This window comes from Sinorhizobium sp. Y406 (genome assembly GCF_058732025.1).
On the sequence record NZ_CM178974.1, the window covers coordinates 1,065,939 to 1,078,707 of the forward strand.

Here is a 12,769-nt window from a genome sequence, read left to right on the forward strand (position 1 = left end):
TGAGACTTCCCTTATATATGCAAGAAGGCGGGTATTTGCCGATGGCGAAGCAAGCTTTGAACTATACCCATTACGACCTGAAGGCCCAAAGGGCTGGTACCCGCATCGAGATCACGCTGTCTGCAGTCGCCAATGTTCGCCTGATGACCGACGTCAATTTCACGCGTTTTACAGAAACGCTGAAGCACCAGTTTTTTGGTGGCGTCGCGCGGAAATCGCCGCTCCGGATGACCATCCCGGAGACGGCGCACTGGCATGTGGTGATAGATACTGAAGGCCTTCAGGGCCTTGCCGAATCGAGCGTGCGCGTCATCGAAACGGCCGGCCAGCCACGTATGCAGCCGGCGCGTTGACAACAACACCAGCAATTCCAAGCGCAACAGCGACCTTTGCGCATCTATAAAGACGCACGGCGCAGTAGGTCTCAGCCGAGCCTCTCGGCGTGCCACTTCAGGTGATCGTCCATGAAGGTCGAGATGAAGTAATAGGAATGGTCGTAGCGCTCGTGCATGCGGAGCGTGAGCCCGATGCCGGTGCCTTTGACCACGTCCTCGAAGAGCCACGGACGCAGCCCGTTTTCGAGGAAGCTGTCGGCCTTGCCCTGATCGATCAGGAATTCCGGGAAGCGCGCGCCATCCTCGACGAGTGCGCAGGCATCGTATTCCCGCCAGGCGGTCTTGTCGGCGCCGAGATATTTTTCGAAGGCGCCGACCGACCAGTCGGCCGAGGAGGGCGCGACGATCGGCGCAAAGGCGGAGCAGCTCTTGAACCGGTCAGGATTCTTGAGCGCCATGGTCATGGCGCCATGGCCGCCCATCGAGTGCCCGAATATGCCCTGGCGGCTCGGATCGATGCGGAATTGCTCGCCAATGAGCGCAGGCAGTTCCTCGGTGAGGTAGGTGTACATCTGGTAGTGCTCGGCCCAGGGCTTTTCCGTTGCATCGAGGTAAAATCCTGCGCCTTTGCCCATTTGCCAGTTCGTAACCTCGTCGGGCACATCGCCGCCGCGCGGGCTGGTATCCGGGCAGACGATGATGAGGCCGAGTTCGGAAGCCATCCGGCGATACTCGCCCTTCTCCATGACGTTGGCATGCGTGCAGGTGAGGCCGGAGAGATACCAGAGCACGGGACGGGCCGCTGTGACCGCCTGCGGCGGCACATAGACGGCGAAGGTCATTTCTGCATTGCAGGCTTTGGAATCATGGGCGAACACGCCCTGCATGCCGCCGAAAGCAGTATTCTGTGAGACGATTTTCATGGGACTCTCCTGATCAGGTACTGCCGGCAAGTTGGACCGCGGCATTGACCGCGGCTGCGACGAGCACCGTGTTGAAAAAGAAGGAAACGATCGCGTGCAGCAAGCTGACGCGCCGCATTTCCGTCGTGGTAACGGCAACGTCGGACGTCTGCGCGGTCATGCCGATCACGAAGGCGAAATAGAGAAAGTCGTAACCGCCGGGCTCGTTCGTTTCCGGAAAGAGGAGCCCGCGCGCCGCGGGCGCGCGGATATCGCCCTGGCAGTCGGCAAGCCAATGGAGATGCGCATAATGCAGTGCCGCCATCGTGTGGATCGTCGCCCAGCCGAGCGCGACCGATGCGAAGGCGAGGATCAGTTCGATGCCGCTGCCGCCATCCTTTCGATTGAGCGCCAGGAACAGGGCCACGAGCGAAACGGCCGCGGCGGTAAGCGTCACGAGGAAGATGATGGGCTCCGGCTCGCCCGTGTCGCGCGCATTGGCCCGCAGGTAGCTTCCCGTGAGCTTCGGGAGCAGGGATGCCGTGATGGCAAGATAGATGCAGAAAAACGTGATCGCTGCGGTCTCGATCGCCTGATCGCGGAACAGCGGGAGGCTTAGCGCAAAACTGAGAAGCGCGCCGGCAAGCGCGAGATAGAACGGCCAGTGTCTCAGACGTGTGTTGGGGTTCATCCGCCGCTCCGCTTGTCGCTGCTGCTGTCCCGCTATGTCGTGCCCGATTTGATGATAGCGAGATGCAGCGACCAAAAGTGCTACAGCGAGCTTTCCGGATTTTACCTTTTGACCTGCCGGCAAAGCCGGTCAAGCGTTTCGAGAAATGCCGAACGATCCCTGGCGGTGAAGGCTGCATTGTAGCCCTTGCTCTCACCTGTTTCCCTGAGATGCGCGCCGAGGTCGCGCATGGCGGTTGCCAGACCGATATTGGCGCGATCGAAGACGCGGCCGGCGGGTCCGGTGACGAGGGCTCCCGCGACCACGCAACGCGCGGCAAGCGGTACATCGGCTGTGACCACGATGTCGCCTTGGCCCGCCCGTTCCGCGATCCAGTCGTCCGCCGCGTCGAAGCCGGCCGAAACGACGACGTTGCGAACCATCGGGTCACGTGATGGGCGCAGCCCCGAATTGGCAACGAAGGTCACTTCCATCCCGCGGCGCTCGGCCACTTTCAGGACTTCCGCTTTTACCGGACATGCATCGGCGTCGACATAGATCATGACAATTGCTTCTGCAGGAAAGCAAAACCCCAGACCGCAAGTGATGGCAATCACATGGGTCCGGTGCTTTGTTCCGCCGAACTAAGCAGGTCCGCAAAAATGTTCGACGGATTTGCGATGAGAACCTGCGGCAAATCTAAGCAGATAATCGTGGGTAACCCCATGAACATCTGCTCAGTAGACCACGACGCTTCTGATGCTTGTCCCCGAATGCATCAGTTCGAAGCCCTTGTTGATCTCTTCGAGCGGCATGGTGTGGGTGATCATCGGATCGATCTCGATCTTGCCCTCCATGTACCAGTCGACGATCTTCGGCACGTCGGTGCGGCCGCGCGCGCCGCCAAAGGCGGTGCCCATCCAGGTGCGGCCGGTGACGAGCTGGAACGGCCGCGTCGCAATCTCCTGGCCGGCCCCGGCCACCCCGATGATCACCGACTTGCCCCAGCCGCGATGCGACGCCTCGAGCGCCTGGCGCATCACCTTCACGTTGCCGGTGCAGTCGAAGGTGTAGTCGGCGCCGCCGATCTGGTCGGCGCCGCGCTTCGTCATATTGACGAGATAGGGCACGATGTCCTCGCCGACCTCGGTCGGGTTGACGAAGTGGGTCATGCCGAACTTCTCGCCCCAGGGCTTCTTGTCGTTGTTCAAATCGACGCCGATGATCATGTCGGCGCCGGCAAGCCGCAGGCCCTGGATGACGTTCAAACCGATGCCGCCGAGACCGAAGACGATCGCCGTCGAACCGATTTCGACCTTGGCCGTGTTGATGACGGCGCCGATGCCGGTGGTGACGCCGCAGCCGATATAGCAGATCTTGTCGAAGGGGGCGTCGGGATTGACCTTGGCGACGGCGATCTCCGGCAGCACGGTGAAGTTCGCAAAGGTCGAGCAGCCCATATAGTGGTGCAGCTTCTCGCCGTTGAGCGAGAAGCGCGAGGTGCCGTCCGGCATCAGCCCTTGCCCCTGGGTGGCGCGGATGGCGGTGCAGAGATTGGTCTTGCGCGACAGGCAGGACGGGCAGGAGCGGCATTCCGGCGTATAGAGCGGAATGACGTGATCGCCTTTCTTCACGCTCGTGACGCCGGGGCCGACATCGACGACGATGCCGGCGCCCTCATGGCCGAGGACGGCCGGAAACAGCCCCTCCGGATCGGCTCCCGAGAGGGTGAAATCGTCGGTGTGGCAGATGCCGGTCGCCTTGACCTCGACGAGCACCTCGCCAGCCTTCGGGCCTTCGAGTTGCACCGTCATCACTTCCAGCGGGTTGCCGGCCCGAACCGCAACGGCGGCGCGTACGTCCATTCTTTATCTCCCTAGATTCGCAAACACATTTGGCGCTACGATTCAATCGTCAATACAACGGCGCGCGGAGCGCGTAAGCTGAAAAAACGCAATATCCTAGTCTTCTTCCTGATCGGCGCGTTCGATTTCCATCTCGAGCGTTGCAATGGCTTCCCCTGTCTGCGCGTGCAGTTTCTTGACCAGATCGAGTTGCTTGCGCAGTTGGTTCTGCGGTGGTTCCGCGGTCTCTTCATCCGGTCCGCGCCCGACTCCGGCAATCAGCCAGACGGGTGTCACGCCAAGCACCCCCGCGAGCATGAAGAGCCGATTGGCTCGGGGTTCGGCGCGGTCGCGCTCCCAAGAGGAGATGGTTTCGCTACGAACGCCGAGCTTGCTCGCAAGATCCTTCGTCGTGAGCTTCGCCGCGTCCCGTGCTCTCCAGATGCGGCCGCCCAGCGTGTCGCCGTCTCCCGTCTGGTGCAGACGCGCAATCGCGGATTCGGTGGATACGTGCATGATAGCTCCTTTCGCCTGTTATCGTTGTCGGGGCGCAGGAAGCGCCCTTGACTGCCCGCTGTGGGGCGAAGGTGAGATGAGCTTATAGGCTTTTAGGTACGGCCGGGGCAATCCGAAGCGGCAAAAAGAGGGCCAAATGCGCCTGATCGCCGCGGCGGTTCTGCTTCGAGTGTTTCTAGCCGTTATCCGCCTGCGTGGGACCGAAGATCAGTTCGAAAGAGTCTCTGAGCCGGATATCGACATCCGTCATCATGACCGGCAGTCCAAGATCGACGAGGCTCGTCACGCCGTAGCCGCGGATGCCGCAGGGTACGATACCGTTGAAGTGATCGAGATCCGGGTCGACATTGAGCGAGAAGCCGTGGAAGCTCACCCATCGGCGCAGCCGGATGCCGATCGCCGCGATCTTGTCCTCGGCGATGGATCCGTCCATCAGCGGCGGCTTCTCCGGCCGGCGCACCCAGACGCCGACACGGTCTTCGCGGCGCTCGCCCTTGATGTTCATCGAATCGAGCGTGGCGATGATGACGCCTTCCAGCGCCGCGACGAAGGCGCGGACATCCTGCCGACGTCGCTTCAGGTCGAGCATCACGTATGCGACCCGCTGCCCGGGGCCGTGATAGGTATATTCGCCGCCGCGGCCGGTCGCAAAAACCGGGAAACGGTCCGGCATGACGAGATCGGCGGCATCGGCGCTCGTGCCGGCCGTATAAAGCGGCGGATGCTCGACCAACCACACCAGTTCGTCGGCGGTGCCCGCCGCAATCGCCGCCGCCTCCCGCTCCATCGTTTCGACCGCCTGTGGGTAATCGACAAGGGCAGGGGCGATGCGCCACCGCACCGGCGGCGATCCCGGCGGAGCAAACATTTCTTTGCTGAGGTTTTCTCGCTGCATGGCGGTCCGCATTGCTGTTTTGCCACTTGTACATGGGACGGACGGCGGCAAGAGTCCAGCGTTTCCAGTGCTTTCAGCGGGGCCTGTCGAAATTGTTCGGTTTGCCGTCAAATTTCTGGCGCGATGCCCTTGTGCACCCCAAATGCTTTTGCTACATGCAGCCCCGCCGACGCAATCGGCACCTACCACGATGCGGTCGTGGCGGAATTGGTAGACGCGCAGCGTTGAGGTCGCTGTGGGGCAACCCGTGGAAGTTCGAGTCTTCTCGACCGCACCAAAACTTTCCGGCATTACGCTGGATGAGTCATTTCCTCCATCACATTTTAGCTGAAGCATCCATCCCGCAAGACGAGGAGACCTGTCGCGTTGGCGAGCCGGTTTCCCTACAGCGCCGCGTTTCAGACGCGCAAGGTCGCTATCACTCTTTGACCTTACACCCGGACTCCGGTGGGGAAGCAGGAGGTGGAGCTGAAATCGGGGGAGATCCGAACGGTCGCCGCTACAGCATAAAGCCCACCCGGAACTGGCTGAGGCGCAGGCGCGCCTCGGCGCACTGGTAAGCGGATCGCGAAGCTCGACCCGGCGATCCGATGGCAGCGGCCCTTGCGCGACGCTGACGCGCTATTGATCGATTTCAGGCTCGACAAGCCTTGCCAGATTTCGCAGCGACTCCTGCCAGCCGAGATAGCAAGCCTCGGGTGGAATGACGTCCGGCACGCCTGTCTGCTCGATAGCCAGCTCGGTGCCGACCGATACTTTCTTCAAGGTCACAGTCACCTGCATGTCGCCGGGAAGGTTGGGTTCGTCGAACCTGTCCGTATAGCGCAAGCGTTCGCCCGGGACGAGCTCGACATATTCGCCGCCAAAGGCGTGGCTTGTACTCGTTGTGAAGTTCCGAAAGGACATTTTGAACGTGCCGCCGACGGTGGGTTCCAGGTGATGCACGGTGCAAGCGAAGCCGTTGGGCGGAAGCCACTTCGCAAGCGCGTCTGCTTCGAGGAACGCACGATAGATTTTGTCCGGGGTGGTTGCCAGAACGCGGTGCAAGCGTATGGTGCTGGGCATAATCGTTTCTCCTTACGAATTGACGGAACGCACTGATGAATTGCCGATCCATGCGCCGAGGACGAACGAGGCTCTGCCATTCCGACATCGGATCCAACATTTCCTGGAGCCGGGAGTTTGCCGACTGCCGCATTACGCCTTTCGGCCAAGCGCGCCACTCACGAAGCAACAGCCGTACACGATAATGTTGATAGCTAAATTCGCGGAATCCTAAAAAAAAAGTCGGCGAACGGGCAGGGATTAGTTATGATTCATTTTGTCATGCGGATTCGCCCAAGGCGACCGCAATGATGGGGTGACAGAGCGACGAGTCTTGCGGAGCGCGCCTCGAATTTCAAAGAGGCGCCGATCGGTCGGTCCCGAACTGATGTGCGGATGTCGTCGTTAGCTGCTGCTTCGGCATCCGATTCCAGTGCCGGTTATAAAGAAGGAACTTTGAAGTCAGGAAACCGTTCACTTGAAGCAGAAGCCGACAGGCAGCTATCCCGTTTCAACCAAGCGGCCTGCCGCGGGAGAGCACGATGCAAAGGAGTGAATCTGACGTCTTCGACCTCTTTTCGGAGATCTATACGAGTGCAGCGCAAGAAGAGATAAGCCTACAGGAATATCTTCTCGCATGTCGTGACGACAAGAGTATGTACGCCACCGCTCAGGAGCGGATGGTGGACGCCATTGGAGAACCGGTTCTCGTCGATACAAGCGCTGACGAGCGCTTGGGACGGATTTTTGCCAATCGAACCATCAAGATCTATCCGGCCTTTTCCGATTTCTTCGGCATGGAGGACACGATCGAGCGGATCGTCGGCTACTTCCGTTACGCTGCCCAGGGTCTGGAGGAACGCAAGCAGATTCTCTATCTCCTGGGGCCGGTCGGCGGCGGCAAGTCCTCGCTTGCCGAGCGGCTGAAGAGGCTGATGGAACAGCGGCCGGTCTACACGCTGATGGTCAACGGACAGATCAGCCCGATCTTCGAATCGCCCCTCGGCCTCTTTCATCCCGAGCGCATGGCCGATCTTCTCGAGGACAAGTACGGTATCGCCCGGCGAAGGCTGACCGGCCTGATCTCGCCCTGGGCGGCGAAGAGACTCGACGAGGTCGGCGGCGACATATCGAAGTTCAGCGTCGTCAAGCTGACCCCGTCGCGGCTGCGCCAGATCTGCATCGCCAAGACGGAGCCCGGCGATGAAAACAATCAGGATGTCTCCTCGCTCGTCGGCAAGGTCGATATCCGGCAGCTCGAGAACTACAGCCAGGCAGATCCCGACGCCTATTCCCATAGCGGCGGGCTCAATCGCACCACTCAGGGCCTGCTTGAATTCGTCGAGATGTTCAAGGCTCCGATCAAGGTCCTGCATCCGCTGCTGACGGCGACCCAGGAGGGCAGCTATAACGGTACGGAGAATTTCGGCGCCTTTCCCTATCAGGGGACCATTCTTGCGCACTCCAACGAATCGGAGTGGCTGCAGTTCAAGAACAACCGCAACAACGAGGCGTTTCTGGACCGCATCCTGGTGGTCAAGGTGCCCTATTGCCTGCGCGTAACCGAAGAGAAGATGATCTACGAGAAGCTTCTCCGCGAAAGCGAACTGGTAAGCAATCCGTGCGCGCCGGAAGTTCTGGAAATACTGAGCCGGTTCACGGTCTCGACCCGTCTCGTCCCGCACGAGAATTCTTCGCTCTATACGAAGATGCGCGTCTATGACGGCGAGAACCTCAAGGACGTCGATCCGAAGGCACGTTCGGTCCAGGAATATCGCGACGCGGCTGGTGTCGACGAAGGCATGACCGGCGTCAGCACGCGCTTCGCCTTCAAGGTCCTTTCCGAGACCTTCAACTACGATACCAAGGAGGTCTCCGCCGATCCGGTACACCTCATGTATATCATGGAACAGGCGATCAAGCGCGAGCAGTTCCCGAAGGAATCCGAGGCGGCCTATCTCGATTTCATCAAATCGGAACTGGCCACACGCTATGCGGAGTTCATCGGTCACGAGATCCAGAAAGCCTATCTGGAATCCTACAGCGAATACGGCCAGAACCTTTTCGACCGCTATATCGCCTATGCCGATGCCTGGCTCGAGGACCAGGACTTCAAGGATCCGGATACGGGGCAGATCCTCAACCGCAAGATACTGGACAGCGAGTTGTCGCAGATCGAGAAGCCGGCGGGCATTGCCAATCCGAAGGATTTCCGCAACGAGGTGGTCAAGTTCACGCTCCGGGCGCGCGCCAGGAACCACGGGCGCAATCCTGGCTGGACCAGCTACGAGAAGCTACGCGAAGTCATCGAAAAGCGTATGTTCGGTCAGGTCGAGGACCTGCTGCCGGTGATCAGCTTCGGCTCCAAGAAGGACAGCGCCACCGAGAAACAGCATGCCGAATTCGTTCAGCGGATGAAGGAGCGCGGTTATACAGAACGGCAGGTACGCAGGCTCGTCGATTGGTACATGCGGGTAAACAAGGCGGGTTAGGGATGCGCGACGCAGGGGTCAGTCAATGCCGAATTTCATCGACCGCCGCCTTAATCCGAAGGACAAGAGTCTCGGCAACAGGCAGCGCTTCCTGAAGCGCGCGCGCGAGGAACTGAAGCGCGTCATCAAGGAGCGAGTAAAATCAGGCAAGATCGCCGACGTCGACGCCGAGCACAACGTGTCGATGCCCGCCCGCGGCGTCAGCGAGCCGAGCTTTCAGCCCGACAGGCATAGCGGCGAAAAGCAGTATGTCCTGCCGGGAAACCGTGAGTTCGCACCCGGGGACCGTCTCCCGAAGAAGGGCGGCGGCGGAGGGGCAAGAGGCGCGGGTGCCGGCACCGGCAAAAGCGAGGACGATTTCCAATTCGTCCTCTCGCGCGAAGAGGTGCTCGACCTCTTTTTCGAAGACCTGGAACTCCCGGACATGGTGAAGCTCAACCTGAAGGAGTCCGTCGCCTTCAAGCGGCGCCGCGCCGGCTTTACCGCAAGCGGCTCTCCCACGAACATTAATGTCGGGCGGACGATGCGCAACAGTTTCGGGCGCCGTATTGCTCTGAGGCGTCCTTCGCGGCGGGAGGTCGAGAAACTCGCCGGAGAAATCGCCAAACTCGAGGCGGCGCCGGGTGCGCAGACGAAGAACAAGCAGCGACTCGAGGAGATGCGCCAGACCCTCGACAAGCTGGAACGACGGCGCCGACGGATCGCCTATGTCGATCCGGTCGACATCCGCTTCAATCGCTTCGAACCGCAGCCGCTGCCGAATGCAAGCGCGGTGATGTTTTGCCTCATGGACGTTTCCGCCTCGATGGGCGAGCGCGAGAAGGATCTCGCCAAGCGCTTCTTCGTGCTGCTGCACCTTTTCCTGAAGCGGCGTTACGAGCGCATCGATATCGTCTTCATCCGCCATACGGACGAGGCCGGCGAGGTCGACGAGAACACGTTTTTCTACAGCAAGCAGAGCGGCGGCACGATCGTGTCCACGGCGCTCGAGGAAATGCTCCGCGTCATCCGGGAGCGCTATCCGGCGCGCGAGTGGAATATCTACGCCGCACAGGCCTCGGACGGAGAGAACATTTCCGGTGATTCGGAGCGTTGCGCTTCGCTGCTCCAGGACGAGCTGATGCGGCTATGCCAGTACTACGCCTATGTGGAGATCATCGACGAGCGCGAAACCGAGATTTTCGGCACCACCGACAACGGAACGTCGCTCTGGCGCGCCTATCGCACCGTCGACGACGAATGGCCCAACTTCCAGATGACCCGAATAGCGAAGCCGGCGGATATCTATCCGGTGTTCCGCAAGCTGTTCGGCAAGCAGCAGACCGTGCAGTTGCACAAGTGAAAGGCGATGATGATGCCACAGGGCGCGGCCTCAAACCTTCTGTTCCAGGGCTCGGACTGGAACTTCGAGACGCTCGCGCGCACCTACGACGCCATCGAGAAGATCGGTATCGATGAACTCGGGCTGGACGTCTATCCGAACCAGCTCGAAATCATATCCTCCGAGCAGATGCTCGACGCCTATTCATCCGTCGGCATGCCGCTGATGTATCAGCACTGGTCCTTCGGCAAGCGCTTCGTATTCGAGGATCACCTCTATCGCAAGGGCCGTCGCGGCCTGGCCTACGAGCTGGTCATCAACTCCAATCCCTGCATCACCTATCTGATGGAGGAAAACACCATGGCCATGCAGGCCCTGGTGACCGCTCACGCCGCTTTCGGCCACAATCATTTCTTCAAGAACAACTACCTGTTCCGGCAATGGACCGATGCCAGTGCGATCCTGAACTATATGGATTTCGCCAAAAAATATATCGCCAAATGCGAGGAGCGCCACGGCACGGCCGCAGTGGAGTCCATTCTCGACTCCGCTCATGCGCTCATGGACCAGGGCGTCTTCCGCTACCGGCGACCTCCGCGACTCTCTTCGGAAAAGGAGCGGGAGCGAATGCGCGAGCGGCTGGAATATGAGGAGCAGACCTATAGCGACCTGTGGCGCACGCTTCCGCCCTCGAGCGAAAACAGCGATCCCAGCGAGGTTGAACGGGACGTAACGGAGCGCAAGAAGGCGCTGAACCTGCCCGAAGAGAACCTGCTCTATTTCCTGGAGAAGACCAGCCTGATCCTGGAGCCCTGGCAGAGGGAAATCCTGCGCATCGTCCGGGTTATCGCGCAATATTTCTATCCGCAGCGGCAAACGAAGGTGATGAACGAAGGATGTGCGACCTATGTTCACTACACCATCATGAACCGGCTGTTCGATCGCGGTCAGATCAGCGAAGGCGCCATGCTCGAGATTCTGCAGAGTCATACCAATGTCGTTTTCCAGCCGGCCTTCGACGACCCGCGCTTTCCCGGCCTGAACCCCTATGCCCTCGGATTCGCGATGATGCAGGAAATCGAGCGCATCTGCGTCGACCCGACGCCGGAGGATCGTGACTGGTTTCCGGAGATCGCGGGGACGGGGAACTGGCGAGAGACGCTGCTCGACGCCTGGGCAAACCACCGGGACGAATCCTTCGTCCTGCAATATCTGAGCCCGTCTCTGATACGGAAATTCAGGCTGTTCCTGCTCACCGACGAGGCAGACGACAACTATTGCGAAGTCGCTTCCATCCATAACGAGCGCGGATACGAGGCCATCCGCACCGCACTTGCCCGCAGCTACGACATCGGCGCCAACCAGCCTGACATCCAGGTGATGGACGTGGACCTTTTGGGCGACCGCCATCTGCGGCTGCAGCACAACGTCAAGAATGGCGTCCTCCTCGATGAGGACAGCCGGGACGACACACTGCGCCATGTTCGCCATCTCTGGGGATATGACGTCAGCATCGCCGGCGTCGATAGCGAAACCGGCGAGACCCTCTACGAATGCACGACGGCGGACCTGTCCGGCGAGTGACGTGGGTTCGGCGAGCGTCGGTCTCCCGGCCGCCATCCGCGATTTTCGATCGCTTGCCGATCAGTCGCCCAGGCTGTCGACGATGCTGCGGCGAATGAGCTTGTAGGTGTGATCGGCCTGGACTTCGTAGGTCTCGTAGACGTATTTGCCCTGGTGCAGGAACCGATTCTGAATCTTGGTGCCGGGCGCGGCCTGGGTTTTGCGGGAGGAGGCCGTCTCGCCATAGGTGAGGCTGCCCGGAAGCGGCTCCAGGTCGGGCGTCGCCGTGCAACCGGCGAGTGCCATGGCGCACAGAAATGTCAGGCGCGTGAGTTTCATTGCATATCCTTCGGTTTGCTTCGGAGCTGGCCGGCGCGAATGTACGCGAATGTATTTGTCTGCCGATCCTACAGCGCCGCGCGTCTTATCAGACGCGCAAAGGTCGCTGTAGTACTCTGAATTGCTGCATGTCTCCTTTAATCGAGGTCGATTAAAGGAGACATGCAGTAGCCGTCAATGAGCCGGAGCGTCGCGCGTCTTCTCGAATCGCTTTGCCGCACGCTCCCGCTTCAGCCGCGACAGTCGCCGGGTCCAGAACAGGCCATCCAGCTGGTCGATTTCATGCTGAAGGCAGACGGCCATCAGTCCGTCGGCCTCTTCCTCCCGCATTTCACCCGAAAGCGTGTGATATCGGACGCGGATACGCGCTGGCCGCTCGACTTCTTCGGAAATGCCGGGCATCGAAACGCTGCCCTCGCTGTGGCGCGCCGTCTCGTCGGAGCGCCATACGATTTCCGGATTGACGAAATGGCGCGGTCCTGTCTCCCGGTCGAGCTCGATGACGGTCAGCCGCTTGAGGATGCCGACGTGCGCTGCCGTGATCCCGATGCCCGGAGCGGCGCGCATGGTCTCTACCAAGTCGCCGGCAAGGCGTTGCAAGTCATCGTCGAATTGGCTGACGGGCTCTGTGGGCGTATTCAGCGACGCATTCGGGAATTTGACGATTGGTCGGATTGCCATGCGGAAGCTCTCTCTGTGTTTGCCATCCATTTGCAACAGCTTGGTTAAATCGTCCAGAGGCGCCGCGCCCCACGGTGGACCTTCGTAATGGTTTGCGTTAGCACGGCTACTGCATGTCTTCGATCTCGATTTGGGAACAAAGACATGCGGCAGTTCAACCTGCTACA

At 60.3% G+C, this 12,769-nt stretch carries 13 protein-coding genes and 1 tRNA gene; 5 read left to right on the plus strand and 9 right to left on the minus strand.

What is annotated here, in order from left to right:
• Nucleotides 1-41 precede the first annotated feature (41 nt).
• Nucleotides 42-353, plus strand: coding sequence for a DUF1883 domain-containing protein (locus AC4P1R_RS05125; RefSeq protein WP_069457955.1), 312 nt, complete (start codon nt 42-44; stop codon nt 351-353).
• A 71-nt stretch (nt 354-424) separates the two neighbouring features.
• On the opposite strand, the gene fghA is transcribed toward AC4P1R_RS05125, so the two are convergent.
• The 6 genes from fghA to lipB form a co-directional block, all read right to left on the minus strand.
• Entirely contained in the window at nt 425-1,258 is an 834-nt protein-coding gene (fghA, locus tag AC4P1R_RS05130) for an S-formylglutathione hydrolase (protein ID WP_151611132.1), read from the minus strand.
• A gap of 13 nt (nt 1,259-1,271) precedes the next feature.
• The gene (locus AC4P1R_RS05135; protein WP_492177470.1) at nt 1,272-1,928 is read right to left on the minus strand and encodes a DUF1345 domain-containing protein; all 657 of its coding nucleotides are present in this window, start codon (nt 1,926-1,928) and stop codon (nt 1,272-1,274) included.
• A gap of 101 nt (nt 1,929-2,029) precedes the next feature.
• Entirely contained in the window at nt 2,030-2,470 is a 441-nt protein-coding gene (locus AC4P1R_RS05140) for a YaiI/YqxD family protein (RefSeq protein ID WP_069457914.1), read from the minus strand.
• A 174-nt stretch (nt 2,471-2,644) separates the two neighbouring features.
• Nucleotides 2,645-3,772, minus strand: coding sequence for an S-(hydroxymethyl)glutathione dehydrogenase/class III alcohol dehydrogenase (locus AC4P1R_RS05145; protein ID WP_151611133.1), 1,128 nt, complete (start codon nt 3,770-3,772; stop codon nt 2,645-2,647).
• A gap of 96 nt (nt 3,773-3,868) precedes the next feature.
• Nucleotides 3,869-4,267, minus strand: a complete 399-nt coding sequence (locus tag AC4P1R_RS05150) for a helix-turn-helix domain-containing protein (protein ID WP_069457912.1) — start codon at nt 4,265-4,267, stop codon at nt 3,869-3,871.
• Nucleotides 4,268-4,442: 175 nt separating this feature from the next.
• Nucleotides 4,443-5,162 carry a lipoyl(octanoyl) transferase LipB gene (gene lipB / locus AC4P1R_RS05155; RefSeq protein WP_069457954.1) on the minus strand — a complete coding sequence of 240 codons (720 nt, stop codon included), beginning with the start codon at nt 5,160-5,162 and terminating at the stop codon, nt 4,443-4,445.
• A 192-nt stretch (nt 5,163-5,354) separates the two neighbouring features.
• On the opposite strand from lipB, the gene AC4P1R_RS05160 reads away from it, so the two are divergent.
• Nucleotides 5,355-5,439 (plus strand) — tRNA-Leu (locus AC4P1R_RS05160).
• Between the two features lie 344 nt (nt 5,440-5,783).
• On the opposite strand, the gene AC4P1R_RS05165 is transcribed toward AC4P1R_RS05160, so the two are convergent.
• Nucleotides 5,784-6,227, minus strand: a complete 444-nt coding sequence (locus AC4P1R_RS05165; RefSeq protein ID WP_492177471.1) for an SRPBCC family protein — start codon at nt 6,225-6,227, stop codon at nt 5,784-5,786.
• 521 nt (nt 6,228-6,748) lie between these two features.
• Here AC4P1R_RS05165 and AC4P1R_RS05170 point away from each other — a divergent pair.
• From AC4P1R_RS05170 to AC4P1R_RS05180, 3 genes are read left to right on the plus strand one after another with little or no spacing between them, the layout of a single operon-like run.
• Entirely contained in the window at nt 6,749-8,698 is a 1,950-nt protein-coding gene (locus AC4P1R_RS05170; protein ID WP_069457910.1) for a PrkA family serine protein kinase, read from the plus strand.
• 25 nt (nt 8,699-8,723) lie between these two features.
• Nucleotides 8,724-10,040, plus strand: coding sequence for a YeaH/YhbH family protein (locus AC4P1R_RS05175; protein WP_069457909.1), 1,317 nt, complete (start codon nt 8,724-8,726; stop codon nt 10,038-10,040).
• Between the two features lie 12 nt (nt 10,041-10,052).
• Nucleotides 10,053-11,603, plus strand: a complete 1,551-nt coding sequence (locus AC4P1R_RS05180) for a SpoVR family protein (RefSeq protein WP_069457953.1) — start codon at nt 10,053-10,055, stop codon at nt 11,601-11,603.
• A gap of 60 nt (nt 11,604-11,663) precedes the next feature.
• Here AC4P1R_RS05180 and AC4P1R_RS05185 read toward each other — a convergent pair whose 3' ends face one another.
• On the minus strand, nt 11,664-11,921 hold the full coding sequence (locus AC4P1R_RS05185; protein WP_069457908.1) for a hypothetical protein: 258 nt from the start codon (nt 11,919-11,921) through the stop codon (nt 11,664-11,666).
• Between the two features lie 174 nt (nt 11,922-12,095).
• A complete protein-coding gene (locus AC4P1R_RS05190) occupies nt 12,096-12,602 on the minus strand; it encodes a peptide deformylase (RefSeq protein ID WP_069457907.1) in 507 nt (168 codons plus the stop codon).
• Between the last annotated feature and the right edge of the window lie 167 nt (nt 12,603-12,769).

Excerpts from the sequence above, each read along its gene's own strand:
- AC4P1R_RS05140 (WP_069457914.1), bottom strand. The coding sequence starts at position 2,470 with ATGATCTATGTCGACGCCGATGCATGTCCGGTAAAAGCGGAAGTCCTG.
- fghA (WP_151611132.1), bottom strand. The coding sequence starts at position 1,258 with ATGAAAATCGTCTCACAGAATACTGCTTTCGGCGGCATGCAGGGCGTG.
- AC4P1R_RS05135 (WP_492177470.1), bottom strand. The coding sequence starts at position 1,928 with ATGAACCCCAACACACGTCTGAGACACTGGCCGTTCTATCTCGCGCTT.
- AC4P1R_RS05170 (WP_069457910.1), top strand. The coding sequence starts at position 6,749 with ATGCAAAGGAGTGAATCTGACGTCTTCGACCTCTTTTCGGAGATCTAT.
- AC4P1R_RS05190 (WP_069457907.1), bottom strand. The coding sequence starts at position 12,602 with ATGGCAATCCGACCAATCGTCAAATTCCCGAATGCGTCGCTGAATACG.
- AC4P1R_RS05165 (WP_492177471.1), bottom strand. The coding sequence starts at position 6,227 with ATGCCCAGCACCATACGCTTGCACCGCGTTCTGGCAACCACCCCGGAC.
- lipB (WP_069457954.1), bottom strand. The coding sequence starts at position 5,162 with ATGCAGCGAGAAAACCTCAGCAAAGAAATGTTTGCTCCGCCGGGATCG.
- AC4P1R_RS05185 (WP_069457908.1), bottom strand. The coding sequence starts at position 11,921 with ATGAAACTCACGCGCCTGACATTTCTGTGCGCCATGGCACTCGCCGGT.
- AC4P1R_RS05175 (WP_069457909.1), top strand. The coding sequence starts at position 8,724 with ATGCCGAATTTCATCGACCGCCGCCTTAATCCGAAGGACAAGAGTCTC.
- AC4P1R_RS05180 (WP_069457953.1), top strand. The coding sequence starts at position 10,053 with ATGCCACAGGGCGCGGCCTCAAACCTTCTGTTCCAGGGCTCGGACTGG.
- AC4P1R_RS05145 (WP_151611133.1), bottom strand. The coding sequence starts at position 3,772 with ATGGACGTACGCGCCGCCGTTGCGGTTCGGGCCGGCAACCCGCTGGAA.
- AC4P1R_RS05150 (WP_069457912.1), bottom strand. The coding sequence starts at position 4,267 with ATGCACGTATCCACCGAATCCGCGATTGCGCGTCTGCACCAGACGGGA.
- AC4P1R_RS05125 (WP_069457955.1), top strand. The coding sequence starts at position 42 with ATGGCGAAGCAAGCTTTGAACTATACCCATTACGACCTGAAGGCCCAA.